Annotated in this window: 26 protein-coding genes and 3 pseudogenes; 20 read left to right on the top strand and 9 right to left on the bottom strand. The window is 42.0% G+C overall.

Annotated features, from left to right (window positions below):
- A pseudogene (locus CDG79_RS29745) lies at positions 1 to 214 on the top strand (IS4 family transposase); the annotation flags it as partial.
- Between the two features lie 25 nt (positions 215 to 239).
- Entirely contained in the window at positions 240 to 521 is a 282-nt protein-coding gene (locus tag CDG79_RS29750) for a strawberry notch C-terminal domain-containing protein (protein ID WP_223278395.1), read from the top strand.
- Positions 522 to 685: 164 nt separating this feature from the next.
- Here the strand turns inward: CDG79_RS29750 and CDG79_RS45015 are convergent, their stop codons facing one another.
- The 3 genes and pseudogenes from CDG79_RS45015 to CDG79_RS45025 all read right to left on the bottom strand — a co-directional run.
- Positions 686 to 1,009, bottom strand: a complete 324-nt coding sequence (locus tag CDG79_RS45015) for an ISAs1 family transposase (RefSeq protein WP_094345337.1) — start codon at positions 1,007 to 1,009, stop codon at positions 686 to 688.
- Positions 987 to 1,295, bottom strand: coding sequence for an ISAs1 family transposase (locus tag CDG79_RS45020; RefSeq protein WP_442946260.1), 309 nt, complete (start codon positions 1,293 to 1,295; stop codon positions 987 to 989). Before CDG79_RS45020 ends, CDG79_RS45015 begins: the two co-directional genes overlap by 23 nt.
- Positions 1,296 to 1,304: 9 nt before the next feature.
- Positions 1,305 to 1,547: pseudogene (locus tag CDG79_RS45025) on the bottom strand (transposase); the annotation flags it as partial.
- A 232-nt stretch (positions 1,548 to 1,779) separates the two neighbouring features.
- Here CDG79_RS45025 and CDG79_RS29765 point away from each other — a divergent pair.
- Positions 1,780 to 2,649, top strand: coding sequence for a hypothetical protein (locus CDG79_RS29765; RefSeq protein ID WP_223278396.1), 870 nt, complete (start codon positions 1,780 to 1,782; stop codon positions 2,647 to 2,649).
- 319 nt (positions 2,650 to 2,968) lie between these two features.
- Here CDG79_RS29765 and CDG79_RS29775 read toward each other — a convergent pair whose 3' ends face one another.
- The 3 genes from CDG79_RS29775 to CDG79_RS29785 are packed head-to-tail and all read right to left on the bottom strand — an operon-like array spanning position 2,969 to position 4,516.
- Entirely contained in the window at positions 2,969 to 3,379 is a 411-nt protein-coding gene (locus CDG79_RS29775; RefSeq protein ID WP_317616624.1) for a hypothetical protein, read from the bottom strand.
- Positions 3,380 to 3,435: 56 nt separating this feature from the next.
- Complete coding sequence (locus CDG79_RS29780; protein WP_094345339.1) at positions 3,436 to 4,017, bottom strand: hypothetical protein; 582 nt, start codon at positions 4,015 to 4,017, stop codon at positions 3,436 to 3,438.
- Positions 4,018 to 4,045: 28 nt separating this feature from the next.
- Positions 4,046 to 4,516 carry an ImmA/IrrE family metallo-endopeptidase gene (locus CDG79_RS29785; protein WP_143855613.1) on the bottom strand — a complete coding sequence of 157 codons (471 nt, stop codon included), beginning with the start codon at positions 4,514 to 4,516 and terminating at the stop codon, positions 4,046 to 4,048.
- 372 nt (positions 4,517 to 4,888) lie between these two features.
- Between CDG79_RS29785 and CDG79_RS44170 the strand changes: the two genes are divergently transcribed.
- The 10 genes from CDG79_RS44170 to CDG79_RS29835 all read left to right on the top strand — a co-directional run bounded on the left by CDG79_RS44170 (position 4,889) and on the right by CDG79_RS29835 (position 12,165).
- On the top strand, positions 4,889 to 4,942 hold the full coding sequence (locus tag CDG79_RS44170) for a hypothetical protein (RefSeq protein ID WP_262985850.1): 54 nt from the start codon (positions 4,889 to 4,891) through the stop codon (positions 4,940 to 4,942).
- 304 nt (positions 4,943 to 5,246) lie between these two features.
- On the top strand, positions 5,247 to 6,071 hold the full coding sequence (locus tag CDG79_RS29790; protein WP_094333529.1) for a ParA family protein: 825 nt from the start codon (positions 5,247 to 5,249) through the stop codon (positions 6,069 to 6,071).
- Complete coding sequence (locus CDG79_RS29795; RefSeq protein WP_189525183.1) at positions 6,049 to 7,062, top strand: ParB/RepB/Spo0J family partition protein; 1,014 nt, start codon at positions 6,049 to 6,051, stop codon at positions 7,060 to 7,062. The genes CDG79_RS29790 and CDG79_RS29795 overlap by 23 nt, the downstream gene beginning before the upstream one ends.
- Before the next feature lie 857 nt (positions 7,063 to 7,919).
- Positions 7,920 to 8,795 carry a hypothetical protein gene (locus CDG79_RS29800; RefSeq protein WP_223278397.1) on the top strand — a complete coding sequence of 292 codons (876 nt, stop codon included), beginning with the start codon at positions 7,920 to 7,922 and terminating at the stop codon, positions 8,793 to 8,795.
- A gap of 9 nt (positions 8,796 to 8,804) precedes the next feature.
- A complete protein-coding gene (locus CDG79_RS29805) occupies positions 8,805 to 9,095 on the top strand; it encodes a hypothetical protein (protein ID WP_094345342.1) in 291 nt (96 codons plus the stop codon).
- A gap of 394 nt (positions 9,096 to 9,489) precedes the next feature.
- A complete protein-coding gene (locus tag CDG79_RS29815) occupies positions 9,490 to 9,711 on the top strand; it encodes a hypothetical protein (RefSeq protein WP_094345344.1) in 222 nt (73 codons plus the stop codon).
- A gap of 273 nt (positions 9,712 to 9,984) precedes the next feature.
- Positions 9,985 to 10,341 (top strand): hypothetical protein, encoded by a 357-nt coding sequence (locus tag CDG79_RS29820; protein WP_094345345.1) that lies wholly within the window; start codon positions 9,985 to 9,987, stop codon positions 10,339 to 10,341.
- A gap of 103 nt (positions 10,342 to 10,444) precedes the next feature.
- Positions 10,445 to 11,467 (top strand): spore photoproduct lyase family protein, encoded by a 1,023-nt coding sequence (locus CDG79_RS29825; RefSeq protein ID WP_223278401.1) that lies wholly within the window; start codon positions 10,445 to 10,447, stop codon positions 11,465 to 11,467.
- Positions 11,468 to 11,787: 320 nt separating this feature from the next.
- On the top strand, positions 11,788 to 11,922 hold the full coding sequence (locus tag CDG79_RS41485; protein WP_143855614.1) for a VOC family protein: 135 nt from the start codon (positions 11,788 to 11,790) through the stop codon (positions 11,920 to 11,922).
- Positions 11,923 to 11,970: 48 nt separating this feature from the next.
- Positions 11,971 to 12,165, top strand: coding sequence for a VOC family protein (locus tag CDG79_RS29835; RefSeq protein ID WP_094345347.1), 195 nt, complete (start codon positions 11,971 to 11,973; stop codon positions 12,163 to 12,165).
- Between the two features lie 969 nt (positions 12,166 to 13,134).
- Here the strand turns inward: CDG79_RS29835 and CDG79_RS29840 are convergent.
- Positions 13,135 to 13,737, bottom strand: a complete 603-nt coding sequence (locus CDG79_RS29840; protein ID WP_094345348.1) for a glutathione binding-like protein — start codon at positions 13,735 to 13,737, stop codon at positions 13,135 to 13,137.
- A 276-nt stretch (positions 13,738 to 14,013) separates the two neighbouring features.
- Here CDG79_RS29840 and CDG79_RS29845 point away from each other — a divergent pair, with 276 nt between their 5' ends.
- The 3 genes and pseudogenes from CDG79_RS29845 to CDG79_RS29850 all read left to right on the top strand — a co-directional run bounded on the left by CDG79_RS29845 (position 14,014) and on the right by CDG79_RS29850 (position 15,899).
- Positions 14,014 to 14,910, top strand: a complete 897-nt coding sequence (locus tag CDG79_RS29845) for an SDR family oxidoreductase (RefSeq protein ID WP_094345349.1) — start codon at positions 14,014 to 14,016, stop codon at positions 14,908 to 14,910.
- Positions 14,911 to 15,054: 144 nt separating this feature from the next.
- Positions 15,055 to 15,231: a hypothetical protein gene (locus CDG79_RS41490; protein ID WP_189525184.1), complete on the top strand. Its 177-nt coding sequence runs from the start codon at positions 15,055 to 15,057 to the stop codon at positions 15,229 to 15,231.
- Positions 15,232 to 15,625: 394 nt separating this feature from the next.
- Positions 15,626 to 15,899: pseudogene (locus tag CDG79_RS29850) on the top strand (GlsB/YeaQ/YmgE family stress response membrane protein).
- A gap of 202 nt (positions 15,900 to 16,101) precedes the next feature.
- Here the strand turns inward: CDG79_RS29850 and CDG79_RS29855 are convergent.
- The gene (locus CDG79_RS29855; protein WP_094345350.1) at positions 16,102 to 16,524 is read right to left on the bottom strand and encodes a hypothetical protein; all 423 of its coding nucleotides are present in this window, start codon (positions 16,522 to 16,524) and stop codon (positions 16,102 to 16,104) included.
- A gap of 220 nt (positions 16,525 to 16,744) precedes the next feature.
- On the opposite strand from CDG79_RS29855, the gene recD2 reads away from it, so the two are divergent.
- Both recD2 and CDG79_RS29865 read left to right on the top strand, forming a co-directional pair.
- Positions 16,745 to 18,988 (top strand): SF1B family DNA helicase RecD2, encoded by a 2,244-nt coding sequence (gene recD2 / locus CDG79_RS29860; protein WP_094345351.1) that lies wholly within the window; start codon positions 16,745 to 16,747, stop codon positions 18,986 to 18,988.
- A 253-nt stretch (positions 18,989 to 19,241) separates the two neighbouring features.
- Positions 19,242 to 20,183, top strand: coding sequence for a hypothetical protein (locus tag CDG79_RS29865; RefSeq protein WP_094345352.1), 942 nt, complete (start codon positions 19,242 to 19,244; stop codon positions 20,181 to 20,183).
- Positions 20,184 to 20,584: 401 nt separating this feature from the next.
- Here the strand turns inward: CDG79_RS29865 and CDG79_RS29875 are convergent, their stop codons facing one another.
- Complete coding sequence (locus tag CDG79_RS29875) at positions 20,585 to 20,968, bottom strand: AIM24 family protein (RefSeq protein ID WP_223278398.1); 384 nt, start codon at positions 20,966 to 20,968, stop codon at positions 20,585 to 20,587.
- A gap of 676 nt (positions 20,969 to 21,644) precedes the next feature.
- Here CDG79_RS29875 and CDG79_RS29880 point away from each other — a divergent pair.
- Both CDG79_RS29880 and CDG79_RS29885 read left to right on the top strand, forming a co-directional pair.
- The gene (locus CDG79_RS29880) at positions 21,645 to 23,546 is read left to right on the top strand and encodes an alkaline phosphatase family protein (RefSeq protein ID WP_223278399.1); all 1,902 of its coding nucleotides are present in this window, start codon (positions 21,645 to 21,647) and stop codon (positions 23,544 to 23,546) included.
- A 156-nt stretch (positions 23,547 to 23,702) separates the two neighbouring features.
- Complete coding sequence (locus CDG79_RS29885) at positions 23,703 to 23,978, top strand: hypothetical protein (RefSeq protein WP_094345353.1); 276 nt, start codon at positions 23,703 to 23,705, stop codon at positions 23,976 to 23,978.
- The last annotated feature ends 81 nt before the right edge of the window (positions 23,979 to 24,059 follow it).

Here is a 24,059-nt window from a genome sequence, read left to right on the forward strand (position 1 = left end):
CCATCATTTAAATAACTTTATTCCCGAATTATTAGCCGCAACTTCAACAAAACGTCTTAAAATTTATCGTACTTTACTAAAAGTTATCGCTCACAAGGCTGTTCCTGACCGTCCTGCTAGAAACGAACCACGAGTCCGTAAACGTCGCCCGAAAGCTTATCCCTTAATGACCAAACCCCGGCACGAATTACGAAAGCAGCTGCAAACTGCTTAATACACAAGCGTTTCGGCTTTTCTTAGTGCCATTCGGTCACAAGCAAATTGCCGAAGTAACTGGTCGCAGTAAGCGAGTTCTGAAAGATGATTCGGGGCGTTTGTTCGTTGATTCGCGTGGTAGTGGGGCGAATATTGCTGAGACTGCTGCGTTTATGCAGGGTGACAAACAAATCCTCATCTTCAGTGACGCTGGTGGGACAGGCAGAAGTTATCATGCTGACCTTAACGCTGTTAATCGGCGGCGGCGATCGCACTATCTGCTTGAAGCCGGCTGGAGGGCAGACAATCAGGGTAAACGCATCTAATTTTATTTGACAAATAATTAATTATATGAATTGTAATTTCCAGGTGTATTTTGTAATTTATAAAACTGTAAATTTGTCTATTTTCTGAAATATTTTCATGAAAAAATGGTTTTAGTAAACCTAAAACTACTATTCCTAGTTAATTTTTTGAGGTGAGAGAAGACTTAGATAGCGGCGATAACTTGAAGTAGATAGTTGTGATCTAAACCGGCGCGATATCGTTTCATTGCAATACTTCCACCCACCGTTTTATCTCTGTCTAAAAGATTCAAAGATAAACGCCGTAGAATGGAGAAATTAAGAGGTGCATTATTTTTACGGATACGACTGGCATCTTCGTGAAATGTCATATCCAGTACCCAATGTACAGAATTTTCTATTCCCCAATGGCTGCGAACAGCATTAGCGAAAACGAGAGCATCATGCTCTAAACTGCTAATATAAAAGCGAACTTCAACTGTAGTTTTACGTCCATTGCCTACGCTCACACAATACCATCCCTACACTGCGAAGTCCTAACCATTTTTCTTGGTTTGGTAATTCTCCTAGTTGCTCAACAGGCACACTCCAGTATTTACGGATTTCAATCCGACCATGAGCGCTCTGTGTTGTGTGATGGTAACTGTACTCAACACCTTCAAAATTGTTGCTTTTAGCTTTTTCAAACCAACTATTAACTGCATCCTCAAGTTTACCTTGATTGCCTTTGAGAGCAAGAACATAATCTGCCTTTTTTGCAATAATAGTCTTAGCTATTTCTGTCTGACAACCCATTGCATCAATATTTGCACGGAACAAATGCTTACGGAAAAATAGCCAAAACAACGTTGCCCAAGGTATTACTGTCTGAAAGAATCTTAATATTGTCCGATAACTACCACCAGTGCCTGCCCAACGCGAGATTCCCAACATTGTGACTCTCCCGCTCATCGCTAACATCGCCAGGATTATCTGGTTCATTCGGCGCATCGTCGTCGCGTTGATCTGCGGTAGCAGGCATTGTAACAGTGATAGGATGTCTTGCATGGGTGGCTTGTAGTTTTTGAGTTGTCGTTGTGAGAGACAATAACTCTACTACAAAGCGCCCTACCTCTTTATGCTCTTATTTTGGCTAAGGTATTGNTCATTTCATTTTTTGAAACCTTTCTGAGAAGTATAAATATTATTTATGAAATAGGTAGCTTATCTTACTTTGTACTACGTAAGCTTGATTAGCAATCACTCTTTGGGAAAAACTTTTTGGTTTACTGAGTGAGCAGTGTTCATATTTCCAAGAGCGATTGCGGCTGGTGTCTATGAGATGGGTGTGGAAACTTTACGGGCTGAACGCTTTACTGTTCAGAGCCAGGAAGCTGTGTACACCCACCCTGCCACAGGTAGCGTAACGAACTATCTCAAGATAGAACGCACTCAGAAGAATAACATCAGAACGGCTGACGAAATGCTTGAGTTTGCCAGTATGTACCAGGGGAAATTGATGGTTAACACCAAGTCTGGTCATGCTGCTGTGTCAATTCCGACACATAGTATCTACGATGCTGATGGTGGTGTTGTACCAAGAGTGTTACTCGTCCGTCCACAGAAAGAAATCCGTATACCAGTCAAGGATTTAGAATCTTCCACTTGGAAAGCGGTTTGTGTCGATGCGTTTGTCGCAGGGTGGTCGAAGGAAGTGGACACACTGCCCAAGTTCACAACCGATTATCTGCACTTAGTCACCGGTATTTTGTTGCCCATTTGGAAAATCTTGCCGCAGCACAATAGCCGAGTCTTCCGGTTGCAAACTAGCAATGGACAAAAGATTCTCGGTCAGGTGGTGAATGCTCACGACATTCAAACCGTGCGCGAACAACTCGGACTAAGGAACCAGCTGCTTTCTCCAGAAGAACTTGTGAAGCTGGTACTCAACGAGAGATATACACAGCAGTTGCCAGGTGGTGTAACCTTGCGACGTTCTTTCGTTGCTAATGAACCTCGCATAGAACTGGTTAATGCTATCTCACTGGCAGAGCGACTCTTAGCTGTGGGTTGCTTCACCGAGATCATCAACTGGCAAAAGCGCCTATTCATTCCGGTTTCAGACAAAGCATCAGCTATTCTAGCGGCTGTGATTGAAATCTTGGGATAAGTCAAAAGCTGATGTATCTAATAAATACATCAGCTTATTTTTCGCTCAAACACGAGTGTGATTTTATTGTCCGAAATGAAGGTAAGCGGACCATTTGTCAAGGTAATCTAAAGACGGGGGAGGAGATATTTCCACTTTCAGAAGAACGTGCCAGTGAGCTAGAAGTTATGATTTTAGAGAGGGAACGATTACTTCACAGGAAACATGAGCCATCACATAATGGACACCATATTAACAGTCATAATGTTGAGTTGAACTGAAATAGCAAAAAAGATTCGTAATTGTACTAAATAACACACCCGCTTTTATTCAATTACGATTACCTTTGAAACCGCGATAATAATTCTTCACGGTCAGCCTGTAAAAGTAAGCCAAGATATTCTTCCTTAGATAACTGCATTAACTGAGGAATAATTGCCTCTAACTCACTATCTAAATTTCCAAAACGTACTTTTAAAAGCGTCGAAATTGTTTCCCTTCTTTCGATTTCCACACCTTCTTGTTGCCAACTTGTTACAATCTGCATAACTTCCTCCCGTTCATCTAATCCCATTGTACTAATCACCGCTTGAAAAACCTGCTTCTCAGTATCATCAAGCCGCAAATAAGTATCAACAAACCCCGAAATTAATTGCATTCGTGCTGGATCTAACCTTAAAGTTGTCAGTAACCGCAAACATTCCGCCTTCACCTGCGGACGTTCTGACACTGCAATATTCATCTTCGCCATCAACGCCGCTGCCACCGGATTTGGCTGCGTTAGAAAATCCCGCCAACTCAGACGATTTAATTGAATTGCTGCTCTGATGAATAGGGTCCTGGATTGCCAGTTCCCAAAGCATGGGCATGGTCTATGTCTTTACAGCCAAGCTGGACTGCCAATTCTGCCATTTGGGCGGTTTGATTATTTTGATCTTTCTTATTGAGGTTACTATCTCCAAAGGTTTTCCAACGATTACCTAAGTCATTCACCACCCACAATCCCTGCTCATTATCAAAATCGTGCGCTACCAAAGCAACCAGATCATCAAACCCAAGTTCTGGCATATCAGCGGTTTTCTCTTGAACTTGGGCTATGATGTCATCGTAAATGGCTGAAACAGTTCCCAGAACTGTGGCGGGATTGGTAGTATTTTCATTGATGTAGCGAGCCACATCAAGGGCAATCTTCCGCTTCATATTGCTAAAGAATAAGGGATATTTCTGCCGCCAATAGCCCCGAATGTCGGCTCTTGGTGTACGTAAATGTCCGGCTGCAAAGTGGTCTGTTAAAAAGTGATGGGCAGCAGCTTCACGCGCCATTGCTTCCCCAATGTTTTGCTTAGATTGTCCTGCAAAAAATGCCCGTAAAATTGCTTCTTCATGCAAAGCTCGATAGGAACCTCCAGCAGACGATCTATTTCCTCCACCTGGATCTGCCTCGATCGCCTAGTGACTTATGCTCCTCAGAGCCAAATCTTTGAATCACGAGTTTTTGTTGCAGGGAAGTGACATGAGTGCTACTTTGCTGCATTACGTAGGGCAACTTATGCCTTAAAGGAGTAATCGCAGTTCCTAGAGGCTGAGTTTGTTCTTCTACTACAATCTCCCTTTGCACAGCAAAATCAGGCATCGACATGACTTGTGCCATCATGTCAGCTTCTTGTTCGTACTTATCTCCGGGCTGGTCAAGCGTGAGTTTCGCCTGGGGACGATGCAAAGATATGTGACTAATATCGTGACTCAGGGGCTTTTGTTGGATAACTTCTGGTTTTAATGATTGCTCATCAGCAAACTTGGCTGCTTCCAGGTTTGGTGCTACCTCAGTTCCCATTTGGGCAGAGGTAGTATTGATTTGTGTACCAAAGCCGCATACTGGATTCGCCAATGTAGAAAGACTTTGTGATGCAAGTGTGGGATTTGTAAAATTTGATATGTTTGATTTTTGGCGTTGAACGTGCGATCGCTCATCTCACCCTACTTCTATCAAAAGGCAGACTTTTGAAACAAATTATACAGTTTTTCTATTGGCAATCGCTATCCACTTAAGTAGAAGTTATTCTCTACTCATAATCAAGATGATCGTAGAAAGCTGAGATGAGAAGCTGGGGCGATTGCCCTACAGGGCATAATCTGATCGAAGAAATGAGGGTAAATCAAAGGTTAATTTATGAGTTGGAGGATGACTGCTGTTGAGTTTTTATAGCGTTACGCTGCTGGGGAGCGTGATTTTGCTGGAGTTGACTTGAATGAAATCGATTTGAGTGGGGCTGTGCTGACTGGAATTAATTTAGATAGATCGAGCCGATCTTAGTGAAGTCAATTTTAGTGGTGCTGATCTTAGTGGGTACTACAGAAAAAGCTTTTCTGCTGATATTTCTGAGGAGTTCAAAGGGCAAGTTATTTGGGTCATCGACGTACCAGTTCCTTTTTATCAATAGACCTCTTGCCCCTAATGATTTTCTATGTGCCGGTGGCGAAATCATATTAATTTGGGGACGGAAAACGTTTTCCGTATAGTTCCAAGTTGCTTTTTGAGCCTGAATAACGAGCGTTGAACTTGATTTCGTTTGAAAGATAGAGTATAACAAAACGCAAGCATACGAAATTGCAAATAGATGAAACAAGTTGTTCTCTGGATTGGAGCCAATGCCGGAGGAGTTTCCAAAACTACACTAGCTGTTCATATTGGCTATGAAATGGCAAAGCGCGGCTTTGACGTTGTGCTACTCGACCTAGATACTAACGTTTCCATGAGTCAGTTTTGTGGATTAGACAAAGACCCACCATTAGAGCAAACAATCGCCGCAGTATTCAGCGAGGATTTTGATGGTAACTGGCCTTTACTGATGCCAGAATGGGGAAAGCCTAAGGGTAAATTACAAATATGCTTGGGTGGGCCAGTAATGATTCAAGTTGGGTCAGATTTGGCAGTTCGTAATCGCCGGGAATATGTTTTGGCAGACAGGTTTGAAGATTTTCCTTTGCCACACCAACTGGTGATTTTGGACTGTCCTGCTACATTGGGTAATCTCAATGATGTCGCACTGGCAGTAGCTACGCATATGTTAATTCTTGTTGAACTTAGTCCCAAATCATTAACCGGAGCAAATGTCTTGCTGTCTTGGTACCGAGGGGCTTGTAAAAAGTTGCGCTTAAATCCCCAGCCCCAAATACTAGGATTTGTACCTACTAAGTATGACAGTGGCGAAGCAGCGCAAAGGGATTTGCTTGGTCAGTTACCAGAAATGCTTTCGCCTTTGAAAATAAAATGTTATCCGCACGTCCGCTACTCTTGCGAATTCAGCAATGCTTCTGGAAAAGGCATTCCTTTGCATTTGCATCGCTCAACACATAAAGCTATCAAGGATCTTCATCCTATCTGCCAAGAATTATCAGCTATATTGCAGGAGGATAAAGGTGACAACCAAAGGACAAAATAAGAGTTATGACTATTTCTCTGCTAATGCACAAGTAGCAGAATTTGAAGAACAATTACTTCAATCGCAACAGCGTATTGCTGAATTAGAATCACTAAATGCTCAATTACAAGCACTAGCAAGAAGTGAGAGCATTGACGATAATACTGCTAAATTCGCTGTACCAATTGATAAAATTGTTTGCAATCCTGAACAAGTACGCCGTTATTTTGATATAGATAAACTTGCTACGTTAACTGCTTCTATCAAAGAATTAGGGGTGCAATCACCATTATGGTTGCGTCCTGAGCGGGACGGGAAGTATTTATTGATTGCGGGTGAGCGTCGCTATCGTGCAGCACTAAATGCAGGCTTAATGGAAGTTCCTGCTCTGATATTAAACGTTGATGACGCTTCGGCTCTAAAGCTATCCTTATTGGAAAATTTACAACGAGAAGATTTAAATCCAATAGAGGAAACAGAAGGAATACTAAACTTACTTTCCTGGCAAATGGATTGTACTGTCAAAGAAGTAATTGCCTTATTGAACAGGAAAGCACATTTAGATAAAAAGAAAGTTGAGTGGTCAGATGAAAACACGGAAAATGTTTTCCGTAAGCAGTGGGAGATTGTAGAGAGTGTCTTTATGACGGTAGGTAAGCTATCACCAGAAAGCTTTCGCGTCAGTCGGCTACCTCTACTGAATATGCCAATTGACGTAATAGAAGTACTACGTTCTGGGCAAATAGAATACACTAAAGCTAGAGCGATCGCCACACTGAAGGACAAAGCTAAGAGAGCTAGTTTGTTGACAAAAGCGATTGCTGAAAAATTATCTTTAGCAGATATTCGTGATTGGATCAAAGAGACGAAGGATCAGGAACCTCCTTCTTTGAAGAGAGAATTTCAAGACATATCTCAGAAAATATTAAAGTCTTCACAGTGGTCAGATCCCAAAAAAGCTAAGAAGATTGCAAGTCTTTTAGAACAACTAGAATCCTTGTTAGCGGATTAACAGAAAATTGGAAACTACTAGTTCGGCAAATCCACTGAAATCAAGATGTCCATGAAATCTACTCAACGTCCGTCAAAAAGACCATCACCACAAGTTGAATCCAACGTTTGGAGTGGGTAATACTCAGAAGACGCTACCTACTAACTATGAAGTTTATCGACAAGTAGTAAAAGCGTACCCGGAAAAAACTCCTTTGGAATTGACTTTGGGTGTGAATGATAATTCAGTTGAGAAAGCTGAACCTGTAAGCAAGTAGTAACGCACTCGTTACATAGTCAGCAAGAAGTTAATGATCAAGACTGAATTGCTTTTCAACAATCTTATTGACATTAAAGTATAAATCAAAGGGTCAATAATGATCTAATTTAATTTCTGCTGCGTTGATAAAAAAGATTTCAAAAATTCTTACTGGGGGCTATATGGGGGCTATATATACCCCAATAGTAACTCAAGACTTTGGTGAGATTTTGACCCCTATATAGGGTACATATAGGTGCTAAATGGGGTATATTTGACTGATTAACATTTTGTACCCCATTTAGCCCCCAAGGGGTTATGATAAGCTCTTGAGATTAGGCAAAAAAGGGGAAGTTATTTTATCAAACAGAATTCAGGAGTCAGGAGCCAGAATTCAGAATTGAATTCTGTGCGACTGGCGGATGAATAACCGGGTTTAAGACCCCCACCAAATCTACGATTTGGTGGTTTCAATCAGTCGCGGGTCTGAATCCCCGACTGATTTATTCTGACTCCTGAATTCTGACTTCTGAATTCTTCTTCAATCTTCTTTCTCTTGCTCTTGCAGATCACTTCAACAGATAATTTTCACTTTCTCAAAGTGTATTATCTTTGTATTTATGTCAAACATTCACACCTTACAAAAAATTTTTCCGGCGGGTTTCGATAACGGTTACGGAAGTCTCAAACTTTTAGTCGATGGCTTTGAAGTAGTTCGTGTCCCCAGCTATATAAGCAATGCCGAGATGGAAGACGTACCAGGGAGGGTAGTTTTTAACGGTACTGCTTATACAGTCGGAGAGTCAGCTTACCGGACAGGGAATTATTTTGACCGCAACACAGACAATAATGAAAATAAAGTAAATAATGCGTTGTTGACTTTGTTGGGCGCATTGGCACATCTACCACACCGTAAGGCTTGGCACTTAAAATTAGTCGTCAGCTTACATGATGTTGGTCTGGCTGAAGAACTTCAAAAAGTACTCAGTGGAGAATATCAGCCAATACTTGCTGGCAAACAATCAGACGTGAAAGTAGAAGTGTTGAAAGTTGTACTAGAGGGTATGGGTGCATTATTTGGGCATCCACTACCAAAAAAATTAACCATTTTAGACTTTGGCAATGGAACAACCCTGTATTCTCGTTACAACCGGGGTCAACGAGAAGTTCACACCGCTTACCCCATTGGTGTAGAAGTTCTCATCGATGATATTTCCCAAAAAATGAAACATTTAAATGGCGGAAAAATCGGAGACCCATCCAAAATCCGATTTTGTTTGGAAATGGGGCATACCCGATACAGCCGTGACATCGATATCAAAGATATATACAGTGCTTCTTTAAAAGATTGGTATGAAAAATACTTGAAGAAAGTGGTGAATCTCACATTGGATGCCAAGCATCAAGGGGATGAAATCTGGGCGATTGGTGGAGGCTGTCTCTTACCAGGATTTAAGAAGCTGTTGGAGAAAAACGGCTTCAACTACATCTATTAAGTGATCGCAATGGCAGACAAACTTGACTTAACCCCAGAAAAAGTTCGGATCAAAGATAGCTACCGAGAGCGGATATTTGCAGAATCACAGCAACTAGGTAAAAGTTACCTGGAGACGCTTTATTTTATAATTGATTGCTATTTTGCTTTCAGGAAGGGTGCATTTCCCACACAACAAGTAGCTTTCACGCCAATTAATACTGAAGATAACAAAGTCACATCTTGGAGTTCAACTCCATTTGCAGAGGAGGAAGAAGAAGATTCTGATGGAGAAACATTCAGCCTTGATTTTGATTTATAATCTTTGTGGCAGGGTAATTCCAGTATCTTTCCCTCTAGCAGAATTGCAAGAATTGCACAAAAGCCTCTTTGAACAAAGACTTGAGTCTATAATTCCAGGTTTACAAGAAAGGCAGAGGGCAGGAGGCTCAGTTGGCAGAAGGAAAGGAGTATTAATAAAAACTAAAGTTGCAGGGTTATTGCCCAGTTTAAAAAAAGAATTGTATCGATAGCGCCGGCTGCAAAGCGAGTCTACGAGCGTCGCGGAAAGTGCCACGACTTGCATTGCGTCATTGCAACAATGCCCACGTTTAAAAACGTGGGTTCCATAAAAGCCTTCTGCCTTCCCTACGGGACGCTGCGCGAACGTACTTCTGCCTTCTGAATGATTTTTGGAGATAAACCCCTGCAAGAATATGCCAGTTAATTTAATTATTTTAGTTGCGGCAGTGATTGTCACTTTGTTAATTTTCAGGGCATTACTAGATTTATTAAAGACATTCCTCAGTACAGCAATCGCAATTGTTGTCATCGTGATTATCTTGAAGGTTTTAGGATTTAGTCCACAAGACTTGATCCACGAAATTGTTAACTTACCTCAAATTATCAACCATTTGCTCAGTGGGAAGAAGTATTGAAGAAGGCAGAAGGCAGTTCTTGTAGAGGGTAGAAGGAACAAGTAATTTTTGAGATTCAGACTCCTCCAATACTACTCGCTTTGTGCATTTTGAACTCATAATTTGGTTTTTGGGGTTGGGTTAAAGGTTTTTTCTTTCCCTTTTCCCAAAAACCCGACAAGTATTGATATAACTACTACTTTCAATTGGGTATAACCCGTATGGTCTATGGCTTTAAGTCACTTTTGGAGATTTTATAATATAAGTAAGATTTAAAAATTAGGCTTCAACTATATGAAAATACTCTCATCAGAGCTAGTCCATTTAGGATTTGGAAAATATGTGCGTTCTGACCAAGTAACGGCAGTTATACCAATAGAAGAAGAACGAGGTCCTGGGCGACGAACCTTTGTTCACATTCAAGGGCAAAGCGATCCAATTATCGCCTCTCGTGCTGAAGATACCATTGTACGTGATTTAGTACAGGAGCCACGCGAAGTTACCCAAGCACGGCAGCAGCAAGAAATTCTTCAAGATTTATTGGTAAATTTAGGTAATGTTAATTCGACTGTGCGTAGAATTAACCGTGATGAAGGCAGTTTGGATCTTGACCTGTTAGAGCGACGAATTAAGCAAGTCCTTGAAAATTAATTGCAGAAATCAGCAAACTAAATAACGGAGAAAGATATTGCTGAATACAATTACAAACCAAGTTTCAGTATCAGATACACAAGTTATATCGCCAAGATTGTGGATACCGGAACAGGTACTGTTTACACCTGCTGCCTTAAATGAGGTTTGGGGGCAGCAGATTCTTGCACGTATAGAGTCACTTAACTTACCAATCGAAGAATTATCACAGAATCGTCTCAAGGGACTGCGTGGTGAGTCTGAGCGGGATACTTACAACATCGCCAAGCGTACCTTAGCAGTGGTTACTGCACCACCCAGTTCTTTTAAACTGAGTCCCATTCCACCTTCTGCGGATTGGCAGTTTCACATTGCTGAAGGTTGTCCGGCTCATTGTCAATACTGCTACTTAGCTGGTAGTTTGTCGGGACCCCCTGTCATCCGCGTTTTTGCTAACTTACCGCAGATATTAGAGAACTTAGCTAACTACGAGCAACAAAGTCAAAACACGAGTTTTGAAGTTAGCTGTTACACAGACCCATTGGGTATTGAGCATCTAACTGGAAGCCTTGCTGAATGTATTCGTTACTTTGGCACTCGTAGTAATGCACATTTACGTTGGGTATCGAAATTTGATGTTGTGGATGGGTTATTTGACCTACCACACAATGGACATACCCGTTGTCGGATGAGTGTTAATGCAGCGCCGATTTCTGGCAAGTTTGAAGGTGGCACAGCATCTGTAACATCCAGACTGAATGCATTGCGACAGTTAGCGCTACCATTAGAGCGTGGCGGTGGTGGTTATCCAATAGGCTTAGTTATTGCGCCAATTATGCCGATAGACGATTGGCAGATGCACTATAGTTCTTTGTTTGACCAGATAAACGAGGCACTGGATTTTGAGTGTAACCTTACTTTTGAACTAATCTCGCATCGGTTCACACCTGGGTCAAAAGAAGTTTTACGAACTTGGTATCCGCAATCAAAATTAGAGATGGATGAGGCAAAACGCAGTGTCAAGCGTAATAAGTTTGGCGGAACGAAGTACGTTTACGACAAGGACACAATGAAGGCGTTGCGTTGCTTTTTTGAGACGGAGATTAGTAGGCGCTTTTCAAATGCGGGAATTCTTTATTGGACTTAGCAAACTAACAAGGTTTATTTACTACGGGAGCGACCAATAGGAATTCCATAGCCAGCATCAGCAACTCTTTCGATATTCCTCGGTGCAATGAGTTGGGCAATTGGCTGCGGAATTAGGGTCATGTTGAAAGCGATTGCGCTAATGAAAAAACGAATGAAAATGAAAGCGCCATTGGAGTGCATAGATGTAACAGCGCGGCTTTTAGAGTAAAAGTATACCAGCCAAAATAAACTACTATTCATCGGTAAGCTTGCAGTATTTTATGCTAAAAAGCTTATAATTAGCTATATTACAAAAGTTCTGGATTAGCACAGTAGAATATGACATTGAGAAATACTTTTGGTGAATATAGTTTTGTCACTAAACTAGACGTTACTAATCTCGAAGCAAGTGCCGAGTGGTATAAGTCCAAGCTTGGGTTAGTTCCTGAAGAAAAATATGACACACCTAGTTGAAGACAGTTTAGTTTTCCTGATATTCCACGCTTTGCAATCGGATTGAACTTGAGTAACTCAGTTGAACCAGGTAATACTGTTAGTACCTTTGTTGTCAATGATATAGTTACTGCTCGTCAAAGCCTGACTGAAAAAGGAGTCTCAGTTGGGCCAATTACAGATGTCGGTCATGGAGTGCAATTATCCACTTTCAAGGATATTGACGGAAATTTGTTAGGACTTAGGCAAAATCCGCAGTTTTAACCTAGATTTACACCTAAATTGGGGAATTAGGCAGAGATATGATTTCATTTGCAATTTAACCTAACTGTCTTAGTAGGGATCAGCCTAAAAAAGCTTGTAAAACGAATCTTGACCCAAGATTTCCCACCAACACACCGCTCATCATTGCAATAAATAGCCTATATCAGCAGGGCTTTCGGCAGCCTTAAGAAAATCCATTGGCTACGCTTTGCTTTAAGAGCGATGTCTACGACGGGCTGTCCGGTGTCGCTACTTTCTCCATCCCCAGATTTCCTTACTCAGCACCCCATTACCAGCAACTATGTTCTGTGATCCATTAAGGAAAAAGCTCAAAGTCACGGATGATGTCTGTAATACACTCGCTTGTACTAACTTTTAACCTTTGTAATGCCAACTTCAAGATTATTCCTTTTTTGCGTAAAGTACGAAAATTGAGGTGAATAGTATTATATAACGGTATCTACTATGGATAAAATGGGGACAACATTAAAAGTCTCCTATATAATTTACTTCTATCAAAAACTGCTCTAGCTTACGTCTAGGGCAGTTTTATGTTTTATGTTGTATGGTAGAAGCCAGATTCACAACTGCACATAATGGTGAATCTTCTAACAGTAGTTGATAGCAATCGAAATTCTGGTACAGCCCATTATTAATAGCTTCTGGAAAAATATAGTATAGGGCTATACTCCGTAAAACCACATATCCTAGATGTATTCTGTATAAATCCTTGCTTTCATCAGTCTAGATATGCTCCAAGGCAACTCCTGCTAAAACTATTTTCAAACCCATGAATTTTAAACCTCCTGCCCTTTGGCATAATCTAAAGCAGCTTTCTAATAGAAGCGATCGCTAATAAAAACCCGTTCAATTTATTTCTTCGCAGTATGAGTACGCTTGGGAATGAGAAAGGGTTGAATTATTTAATAATTTATCATCACCCAAGTTGACTTATCCCTGGTCTTGTATTTAAGGAACTTGCATTCCGCGTTGCACAGCCGGACGTTGCTGCACCATGTCCACCCAGCGTTTGACATTTGGGTAGTTGTCGAGTGTTAAACCCTGAAATTCATAAATTGCTACCCACGGATAAGTTGCAACATCCGCAATAGAATAGTCACCACAGATAAATTCATTGTCTTGCAGTTGTTTATCCAAAACACCATAAATACGTAAAGTTTCCTTTTCATAACGCTCAATGGCATAGGGAAGTTTTTCGGGTGCAAAGCGTTTAAAGTGGTTAAGTTGCCCAAACATTGGCCCCACTCCTGCCATTTGGAACATCAGCCACTCTAGGACTTGAAAACGGCTTTTTTGTTCAGTGGGTAAGAGTTTACCTGTTTTTTCGGCGAGGTAAATTAAAATTGCACCCGATTCAAAAACTTTAATCCCAGTTTCTTGGTCAACAATGGCAGGAATTTTACTATTGGGATTGATAGCGATGTATTCAGGTGTAAATTGCTGTTGAGTAGTAATGTCAATTTTGTGGACATTGTAGGGCAATTCGACTTCTTCCAGCATGACGGAAGCTTTGCGTCCATTGGGCGTGGTGAAGGTGTAGAGATCAATCATCTGCTGCTATCCCAAAATCTTGACATTTTCCGATGGTAGTCTACCTTTGATTCAGAAATTAGGCTATTAGCCTATAGAGAGATAAAAACAATAGTTAAGCGTGGCTTTTCAAGTGATATTGCCTGATCACAAATACAAACGCACCAATTAGCCCGTGCCCTTAGTGGTGCATACTCTAGAACATTATTCTGCTTAAAGGGTGAGGAATCGTTCTCCTCAATGCTTGATACTTGAGTCAAGAATAGCAAAAACAAAAACTATCAAAACAACTAAGTGATGAAATCCGATCGATTAAAGATGCAAGACCCCCGGCAGCAATATCCCGCTCCGCCCTTTCCTCAACAACCGCAGCCCGTACCAGGACTTGCTCAAAAGATGCAGCCCCAACCGGATCACGGTGAGCAGAGCTACATTGGATCTGGAAAGCTTGCAGGTCGGAAGGCATTGGTCACCGGAGCCGATTCTGGTATCGGGCGCGCTGTTGCGATCGCATTTGCTAGAGAAGGTGCTGATGTCGCTATCGGCTATCTTAAGAGCGAAGAGGCTGATGCTCAAGAGGTGATCCAATTGATTGAACAATCAGGGCGCAAAGCGGTTGCGCTTCCGGGTGACATCACCGACGAGCATTTTTGCCAAAAGCTGGTGACAGATGCAGTGCAATCTTTGAACGGTTTAGATATTCTGGTGAACAATGCTGGCGCACAAACATCTTACCCATCAATTAGCGATATCACGACTGAGCATTTCGATAAAGTGATGAAGACAAACCTCTACGCGCTATTTTGGATTACCAAAGCTGCCATTCCACATCTTTTGCCTGGAGCATCAATTATTAACACTACTTCGATTCAGGCATATCAACCTTCAGCGAGTCTGCTTGACTATGCCATGACCAAAGTCGGCATTGAGAATTTCAGCAAATCTCTCGCCAAACAGATGATCCACAACGGAGTGCGCGTTAATGCAGTCGCACCCGGCCCATTCTGGACACCGCTACAGCCGAGTGGTGGTCAGACCCAGGACAAGATCGAGAAATTTGGTTCTGAAGTTCCGCTCGGAAGACCCGGACAGCCTGTAGAAATTGCTCCTGTATATGTGTTGCTTGCTTCCCAAGAAGGCAGCTATATCACTGGAGAAGTTTATGGTGTAACAGGTGGCATCGGGATTGCCTAGTTCAAAAGACATCTTGCAAAATTAACTTTTGCCAAGATGTTGAGGTGTATGTTTGCATGTTAAAGGGAAAGGGGAAAAGAAAATTCCATACCTTGACCATTTCCCTTTTCCCTACAAATGCCAAGAAGTCTAGTTAAGAAAGTGATGAAGCAGGACGAGCCAATCTTTTTGTATCGCTGTGGTAGTAGAGTGCAGTCGCCGCCTACTGGGTACTACTGGCGAATGATGGACGAATACCCATCAATGCGGATTTATCAGTTAGAGCTTAAGGATGGAGAGCGATCGGGTTTTCAGTTCTTGCCCAAGTGGGAGCGATGCTAAAAACGGGCTGTTTGGTGTCGCTTGGGGTTTCCTCTCTTGATTAAGAGCGATCGCATAAACTAACTGCTGTCGAATGCTTCTTTTGTAGCAGGTGGGGTATCAACTCGCTCGTTGACGGCTTTCAAACCTTAGCTTAATTCCTTAAGTAGATGAGATAAATCATTAAAAATGCATATACTGCAATTATCAAGCAATGAATAAACGAAGCTCCTAATTTTAGACCAACTAGGAGCTTTTTTATTGATTATCCATTGGATTTAGTGGGTATATCACCAGAAGTAATAGCATTCATCCTCAAGGCTATTAATAATTGGTTCTGTTGATAGATTGAATGTCAATGTTGGGATTGCTATTGTGTATTTGTCGCTTAAAAAACGTTTATCAAATAAAAACAATGAATATTCTTGCTTGGATTGTTTTAGGTCTAATTGCTGGTGCTATTGCCAAGGGCTATCTACCCCGGTCATCAAGGCGGCGGAATTCTCGGAACAATCTTATTAGGAATTATTGGTGCTTTTGTTGGTGGTAGTCTGGGTGTATTCTTCAATACAGGAACCTTAGCTCTAGCGGCTCCTGGTCTTAGCATTCCAGGTATTGCAGTAGCGGTTCTTGGCGCAATTGTCGCTGTTTTCTTGTGGAACGCGTTAACTAGCCGCAGTGCTGTGTAATCAATTAAATTGGAATTAATTAATAGTAGAAATCAGGGAACTCATTTCACTATATTTTCTCCCTGAATTGAAATAAAACAATAGCGCTTACCTATATTTAGGTAGGCGATAATATTATTTGCGGCAACGTTTACAAGTTGTCTTAAGGGCGATCGCCCATAAAAAATTCTTAGAGGAAAAATTAGACCTCTTGGGCGATCGCCTAATTCAGCCAAAATCCACCTATTTTTCCATCTTTGAGGCTAAGTCTAGCTAAGACATCATCACTGCCATCAAAAAATGTCAGTTTCCATAAATAAACTTGATACCCTTGCTGCTTCAGATTTGCCAAGAAAACTGCCGAATACCCTTTTTTGATGCGAGGAGCTAACTGTCCACTAACTTGTGTAAATGTTTGTTTTGTAATACCTTCTTTGAAAACAGCATTTCCAAGAGAAATAAACTGAGTGTAGTTGTTTTGTTCAACAGCATTTATCAGGCTTGTAAAAGTTTTTTGCACAGACTGTTCTGGTTGATTACTTTTAGTTACTAATACTAGCTCGTTCACAGCTTGCACATTATTTACAGCTAAGGTCAAAGGTGACATGATAACAACTGCTGCAACTACCAATCCCATCTTATTCATTTATTTTGTTGACCTCCTTGAAAACTTCCGCTAGTTAAATATATTCGTAAAAGTAGGGTGTATATACTAAAAACGGCTTGAAACTTTACTTTGAAACGCTAGAAATATTTAAAATATAATGCTTAAATTTCTTTCATAGTACATATATACTATATAGAGCTAACACGATTACTTCTAAAACAGTATCGAGTATAATAGCTGCGCCGTTTCCACTCAAGTGATGTCCACCACACCCCTACCAAGCCAGCAACAAGTTAACGCCACCCCCAAACATGAATCAATTACCGGAGTAGTGGAACGCTTGACGTATTACTCTCAAGAGTCGGGTTATACTGTGGCACGTTTGCAACGCCTTGGTGCAAAGGAACTTACTACAATTACTGGTAGCTTTGCAGATATCCAGCCAGGACAAACGCTGCAATTAACTGGGTTTTGGCGCGAACATCCCCAGTATGGTTTGCAGTTTCAAGTTGTTAACTATAAAGAAACCAAACCAGCGACACTTACAGGAATTGAAAAGTATTTAGGTAGCGGTCTAATTAAAGGTGTTGGCCCTGTGACGGCTAAACGGATTGTTGCTCATTTTGGTATAGAAACTCTAGATATTATTGAAAACCAAATCGAGCGCTTGAGCCAAGTCAACGGCATCGCCAAAAAGCGGATTGCCATGATTCAAAGAGCCTGGAATGAGCAAAAAGCCATTAAAGAAGTGATGGTATTTCTGCAAGGTCACGGCGTTAGCACCACTTACGCAGTCAAAATTTACAAGCAATATGGAGATAAGTCCATAGATACAGTTACCCATAATCCTTACCAGTTAGCGACTGATATCTATGGCATTGGTTTTTTAACTGCTGATAAAATTGCCCGTAATTTAGGCGTTCCTTCCGATTCCCAGTTTCGTTACTGTGCTGGACTTGTTCATGCTTTGAGTGAAGCAGCAGAAGACGGACACTGCTACTTACCCCAAACAGAACTAATTGAATCAGTGACTAAACTGCTTACTACTGCTGACCATCAACCAACAGCAGATGCCATCGCTCAAGCTATTAAAGATATGGCTTTGAAAGATGAGCTAATTAGAGAACGTGATGCCGAAAAAACACTCAATTGCTACAAGCCTACTTACTTCTACACTGAACAAAACTTAGCCCAATTGGTACGCCATCGCCTCACCTACCCCATCAGTTCTGATATTCCTCGCGTCCGCGCTTGGTTGGAGCGTTTTAGCAGTAGCCGCAAAGTTTCACTATCACCCGAACAGCAACAAGCAGTAGAGACGGCTGCTTACTCTCGATTCACCGTAATTACAGGTGGCCCTGGTGTGGGAAAAACATTCTGCACTAGCACCATAGTCTCACTGTGGAAAGCAATGGGTAAATCAATTGCCCTAGCTGCACCAACTGGACGCGCTGCCCAAAGGTTAGGCGAGATGACGGGACTAGAAGCTAAAACCATTCACCGGCTACTGGAATTTGACCCCAAGACTCGCAGTTTTAAACGCGATCGCACTAACCCCTTACCTCATAGTGCAATTATTGTAGACGAAGCTAGTATGCTCGACTTGTTTCTAGCGTATTCTTTGGTTCAAGCTGTGGCAGACAATGCCCAACTCCTGTTGGTGGGAGATATTGACCAATTGCCATCGGTGGGTGCGGGTAACGTGCTGGCTGATTTAATTAATTCGAGAAAAGTACCTGTGGTGCGCCTCACTCAAGTATTTCGCCAAGCTGCTACTAGCAAAATCATTACTGCATCGCATCTAATTAACCGGGGGCAATATCCCAATATTGAATCAATTTCTAACACACCTCAATCTGATTGTCTTTGGCATGGTGGAGGATTACAAGCAGAACATGGGGTACAAGCAATTAGTGAGTTGATTACTGATTTTGTTCCTCAGCTTGGTTTTAATCCTGCTACTGATGTACAAGTGCTTGCACCAATGTCACGGGGATTAGTCGGTACACGTAATCTCAATAATGTACTGCAACAGTTAATTAATCCACCTAGCCCTGAAAAAGTTGAAGTAACCAGGGGTGGGACTATTTTTAGAGTTGGTGACAGGGTAATTCAATTAACCAACGATTACCAACGCGAAGTTTTTAACGGCGATGTGGGATTTATTACTACTATTGATACTGAAGAACAGGAAGTAATCGTACAGTATCAAGAACGCGATGTTACCTATGATTATGCTGACATGAATGAAATAGCCTTGGCTTGGAGCGTTAGCATACATAAGTCGCAGGGTTCTGAATACCCAGTAGTGATTTTGCCTTTGTACACGCAACATTACATGATGCTGACTCGGAATTTACTTTATACAGGGTTAACCCGTGCCAAGAAGCTGGCGATTATTATTGGCAGCAAGAAGGCGATCGGTATGTGCATTCGTTCTACAAAATCCCAGGAGCGATATACCCGATTACGGCAGAGGTTAATTCAAGCAGCGTTACAATGATTGCGCTCCCACCTTGACAAACTGCAACTCTACCTGAACGAGAAAGAGCGATCGCACCCCTACAGCTGCTCCATCTCCAGTACCAGCAAGGCATACTATCACTTCGATTGCCAGAGCGCAGCATCCAGGAAAATTTTCCCGGATTTGCTGTACATACCATGCAGTGCGCCCAAAACACCCTTTTAAAGATGTTTCATAAGTCTGTTAATGACAAAATAGTATTACTCCGATCGCAAAAGAAAGCAGCAATTCTATGCCAGTTACATCTACTGATAATCCTCATTCCTTGCTCTATGGTTTAGCCAATGGGTCAGTCAAAGCACTCGAAGAAGATGAAGCAATCGCTGCAAACAAGACTTTGGCACTGCAATTACAGTCTAGACTTCAAGATTTTTGGCTCTTAAATTCACCTGATGGACTTTGGGGGCCAAAATCTGCCAGGGCACTAAATGCTTATAAACATTTTCAAAATCTCAGTGAGCCAGGGATAAATCCCCATATTGCTGCTAGCCTGCTCAATACCAATCCGACTGACTTAATACCAGGATTTCAACTCAACGGCGACTGGCCGAGTCGAACCGTGATGTGGATCACCTTACATAATCAACATATTAGTACTAACGGGAATGATGGAGAAATCAACATCGTTTATTTTCGGGGATTAGACCGTAATGGACAGTGGAATGGTAATGCACCATTTGTCTGGAATGACCGACGTTGTGTATTAGTAATCAAAGATAAAGTACCAACTTTTGCGGGCAATTGGTTAGGCACTTGTGACCCAGGAGAATATTACTGGGACAATCCCATGAACAAGGAAGGGTGTGCAGATATCAAGGCATGGCAATACCAAGCCTGGAGCGTTGGTCATCACCACGGTAGCACCGGAGATCAATTGGCTCTGGTGCAAACTGGGGATATTACAGTGTTGCGTGGCTCTGATCGCTTACCGGATGAGGGTAGTAACTTCAACGTAGATCAACACACTACTAACAATCCAGATGGTGATGGGTTTGGGGAACAAGTCAAAGGTTGGTCTGCTGGATGTATGGTGGGGGCTAGTGCCAACGAACATTACCACGAGTTTATGCCTTTGGTGCAAGCAGATCCACGAGAAAAGAATGCCCCAGGAAAATATCAGCACTGGACAACAGTGATTAATGGCAATGAATTTCTAGATATTTTCCCTGGGTAAATCTTCACAAAACTATGTGAGTCTGGCGTATGAAACTCGCATGGCTCTTAAATGTGAACAGGTGTCATGGGTCAAAGCCAACTCGATATGAGCGACAAGGAACCAGTGCTAGATTCGGGTGATTACCTGACTTCACTACGCTTTGGGGAACGCATTGCAGAAGCAACTAAACGTTGAGTTAAGTAGCTTTTGACACTCATATTAGGTTATACCACCCTTACATCTGACAAAAAATTCTTTTCGAGTCAAAGTTACACCTATAGAGCGATGTCTACGACGGGCTGCGACGCAGGAGCGTCGCTCATAGCCTTGCCATGCCGCGGGCTTTACGCTGCGCTATCGGTGTCGCCCTCCTAAAATTCTTAGAGGAAACGAAAGCAACGGGGAAGCGATCGCTTGCTTCAAAGCAGTACACTGGTACTATGAAAATCCCAGAGTGCGACACCGAATAGCCCGCCTTCGGCATCGCTCTCCATCTTCACTGATGAGTCTTTCCATAACCATGCTCCTGGCTCAACATCGAGTACTTCCCCAGGAGCAAGGTACTTTTCAAAGACATTACCGTAACCGTGGATTAAAAGGAGCCCTCCCTGTTGCTGACCAATGAAGCGATCAATAAATAAACCACCACTGCGGCTGAAAAAAAGGTTTGCCAACCCTCGCTGGAAAAAGAAACTGTACTCAATATTACTCGTAGCTAATAAAAATTGATGTTCGCGCACGTCCACTGTCTGTCCACGCTCTAATTGCAGCAAGGTTTGGATAGCGCTGGTCAGTTCTACCAACAGCTAGTCTCCACAATCGGCTTGACAGTTGATGATTCCGGCAATTTTTTCATCAATATACCTGTGCTGCAAGGGTTTCAGAAATACCATCCGTTTGCTCTGCCCATCTCCCCCAAAATTTTTCACTTTCCGATTCGTGCAACAACGCCATTGGTGTCTGCATTATCACATTACTTAAACATTAACAAAACCTTAACTTTACTGAAAATTTAAAAACTCAGGCAGAAAATTATTACCGAAATTTGAAATTCTATAACTCTGAAAGCCTTATAAAAAGCGGGATTAACAATTATTGTTCATCTGGATGATTGCTAAAACGGGGTAAAATAGTCCTGAATTTATTTTTGCTACATCTGAAGTAATTATAAAGACTTGGTAAAGCAAGATTCAGTCTACTTGCATTGCTTACGTTGTTATTGATTTAATCAAATTTGTGCTGACCAATAATCAGCAAAATCACGTAAAACCCACTGCAAGCATTTATTACCCGCGCATATTTGTAATCAATATCTGTGAATATATTTCGCTCTGTCTCTTCAATGCTCTCAATGGGTTGATTCTTGGAGTCTTTGATAAATGCTAGGCGAGAGCCATTGCCAAAAGAAGTAGCCCTTGAATTCAGAATTTTTGCAGATTATTGAAATAATAAGCCATCTTTCCAATTTAGTTACACACTATGAAAAAAACACTTTTTGGGGTGTTGACAACGGCGATTGTTAGCAACACCCTGATTCCTGGTGTCCAAGCAATCAGTCTCGGAAATACAACTGCCCACTTTAGTCATGTTCTGATTATTTCGATTGATGGATTGCACAACTGGGATCTATCAGTTGCTAATCTGCAATCTTCTTTGAAAAATATCAAGCGGTTGCAGAGAGAAGGTGTGACATACACCAATGCTTTTACTTCTGCACCATCAGATTCCTTCCCTGGGGAGCTAAACTATATCACTGGTGCTAACATCGGCACAACTGGTGTATTTTATGATCTATCCTACAGTCGCGCCTTGTATGCTCCAGGCACCACTCCTGCCCAAATCGCCGCAGGAACCGCCAAACCAGGAACAGTAGTAGAATTTGATGAAACTAGTGATGCATCTTGGAATAATGGTAAGGGTGGCACCTTAGATGGCGGTCAGGGATTTGATAAAACCCAATTGCCAGTCGATCGCAATGGCAACCCTGTTTACCCCAACCAGTACCTGAAAGTAAACACCATTTTTGATATAGCTAGCGCGGCTGGACTCCGTACTGCTTGGTCTGACAAGCATCCCGCAGCTTACACCATCCTCGCTGGAAATACACAAGACCCAACGAAGTTTAATTTGGCAACGGGTCGAGTCGGCAGCATTAGCGATTACTCTTCACTAGAAATTAACGCAGCAGTGGCGATTGATCCAACTAAGCCAGGACTTCTCCCCAATACCCTTGGGGCTTTAGTCGATCAATCAACAGGTACTCCTTACTCCAACACCAACTCTCAAATCACGTCTACTTTCTTTAATGACGGGACAAAGGGTAATCCGGCTCTGTTTAAGACTCCACCTGCTGGCTTTAGCGCCAACCAGTTCACAAGTGTAGCAACAACCTCAGCCTACGACGATCTCAAGGTTAAGCAGATATTAAACGAAATCGATGGATTGAATGATTCCGGCACTATAAAAGTAGGCACTCCAGCAATTTTTGGCTTGAATTTCCAAGCTGTCAGCGTCGGCGAGAAAGAAACTGCCTCTCAATTTAATGGTGGCGGAATTGACAAAGATGGAAATGCCCGTCCTGACCTGGTAAGTGCAGTAGCCCATACTGATGCCAGCATCGGTCTGATTTTGGATGAACTGAAAAAGAAAGGATTAGACAGTTCAACTTTGGTGATTTTGACTGCCAAGCACGGGCAAAATCCCGTCAAAGATCCAACTGTTGGTTTGAACAGTACATTTGATAGTGTTACTGGTGTTGCTGGTGGTGATGGAAACCTGACTGCTGTTGCTGCTCTGTTAGTAAGAAACGGCATCCAGATTGGTTCTGAGCGAGGTCAAGATACTTCATCGCTGATCTTCTTGAAAAATTCATCTGATGTCCGAAAAGCAGTAGCGCTGCTCAAGTCCAAAAATTACTCATTTGATCATACGATTGATCCAAATACTGGGGTGGCATTTTCAACTGAAGATGCTGCTGCTCAGGGTCAGGTATTGTATGGTCAGAGCATCATCAATGCTGGATTGGGAGATCCAAGGACAAGCGAACGCACCCCTGATATTATTGTTCCACTCAAAACTGGCTATTTCTTTGGTAATGCTACTAAGAAGCGTGCAGAGCATGGTGGATTTACTGATGCTGACACCCACGTAGCCCTAATTGTCGGTAGCACTGGATTTTCCCGCAATCTGCAAGGTAAAACTATCAGTCGAACCGTTTCTACCACCCAAATTGCTCCAACTACATTACAGGTTCTAGGTTTAAATCCTCAACGACTGCAAGGTGTTCAGATTGATAAAACCCAGACATTACCACTGGACTGTAGGGACTTCCAAATAGAAAAATACCGAATAGATAAAGAGCGCAGGAAGTACGAGGACTAAAAAAACACCAAATGAAGAAACTGATGTGGTATTTAACACATCAGTTTCTAGTAAGTCCTGCGCTTAGAGCGAATCGGTGTTTCGGTAGTTGGGCATTCTTTTTCTATTGATCCGACAAATCATTCGACATATACTTAACATTTATACTCAGTATCTATGTTATTACACCCTAGATTTCAAACAACTCTTCATCATATTTGCTTATTGAGCTTGAGCTTCACACTCAATAGTTGCTTATCCAACTCACAAAAATCTAGTCAATCAGTTACTAACCCACCGCAAGTAGTTGAAAATACAGCAGCAGTAGTTTCAACTCCGACACCAGACGACAAAGCCATCCCTAAATATGACCATATCTTTGTGATTGTTGAAGAAAATAAATCCTACAGGGTTAGCGCGTCTCAAACGCTATTGACAAGCGGACTTACCTGATCAGCAATCAGGTTGGAAACAAAGTGGCACAATCCGAGCTAGGGTAAGATTTAATCCATCTAGGTGCAAGGTTCGAGTAAT

This window comes from Nostoc sp. 'Peltigera membranacea cyanobiont' 232, assembly GCF_002245985.1.
GTDB lineage: Bacteria > Cyanobacteriota > Cyanobacteriia > Cyanobacteriales > Nostocaceae > Nostoc.

Excerpts from the sequence above, each read along its gene's own strand:
- CDG79_RS45020 (WP_442946260.1), bottom strand. The coding sequence starts at position 1,295 with ATGGGTTGTCAGACAGAAATAGCTAAGACTATTATTGCAAAAAAGGCA.
- CDG79_RS29775 (WP_317616624.1), bottom strand. The coding sequence starts at position 3,379 with ATGGCGAAGATGAATATTGCAGTGTCAGAACGTCCGCAGGTGAAGGCG.
- CDG79_RS29790 (WP_094333529.1), top strand. The coding sequence starts at position 5,247 with ATGAAACAAGTTGTTCTCTGGATTGGAGCCAATGCCGGAGGAGTTTCC.
- CDG79_RS29800 (WP_223278397.1), top strand. The coding sequence starts at position 7,920 with ATGTCAAACATTCACACCTTACAAAAAATTTTTCCGGCGGGTTTCGAT.
- CDG79_RS29805 (WP_094345342.1), top strand. The coding sequence starts at position 8,805 with ATGGCAGACAAACTTGACTTAACCCCAGAAAAAGTTCGGATCAAAGAT.
- CDG79_RS29815 (WP_094345344.1), top strand. The coding sequence starts at position 9,490 with ATGCCAGTTAATTTAATTATTTTAGTTGCGGCAGTGATTGTCACTTTG.
- CDG79_RS29820 (WP_094345345.1), top strand. The coding sequence starts at position 9,985 with ATGAAAATACTCTCATCAGAGCTAGTCCATTTAGGATTTGGAAAATAT.
- CDG79_RS41485 (WP_143855614.1), top strand. The coding sequence starts at position 11,788 with ATGACATTGAGAAATACTTTTGGTGAATATAGTTTTGTCACTAAACTA.
- CDG79_RS29840 (WP_094345348.1), bottom strand. The coding sequence starts at position 13,737 with ATGATTGATCTCTACACCTTCACCACGCCCAATGGACGCAAAGCTTCC.
- CDG79_RS29845 (WP_094345349.1), top strand. The coding sequence starts at position 14,014 with ATGAAATCCGATCGATTAAAGATGCAAGACCCCCGGCAGCAATATCCC.
- CDG79_RS41490 (WP_189525184.1), top strand. The coding sequence starts at position 15,055 with ATGAAGCAGGACGAGCCAATCTTTTTGTATCGCTGTGGTAGTAGAGTG.
- CDG79_RS29855 (WP_094345350.1), bottom strand. The coding sequence starts at position 16,524 with ATGAATAAGATGGGATTGGTAGTTGCAGCAGTTGTTATCATGTCACCT.
- recD2 (WP_094345351.1), top strand. The coding sequence starts at position 16,745 with ATGTCCACCACACCCCTACCAAGCCAGCAACAAGTTAACGCCACCCCC.
- CDG79_RS29865 (WP_094345352.1), top strand. The coding sequence starts at position 19,242 with ATGCCAGTTACATCTACTGATAATCCTCATTCCTTGCTCTATGGTTTA.
- CDG79_RS29880 (WP_223278399.1), top strand. The coding sequence starts at position 21,645 with ATGAAAAAAACACTTTTTGGGGTGTTGACAACGGCGATTGTTAGCAAC.
- CDG79_RS29885 (WP_094345353.1), top strand. The coding sequence starts at position 23,703 with ATGTTATTACACCCTAGATTTCAAACAACTCTTCATCATATTTGCTTA.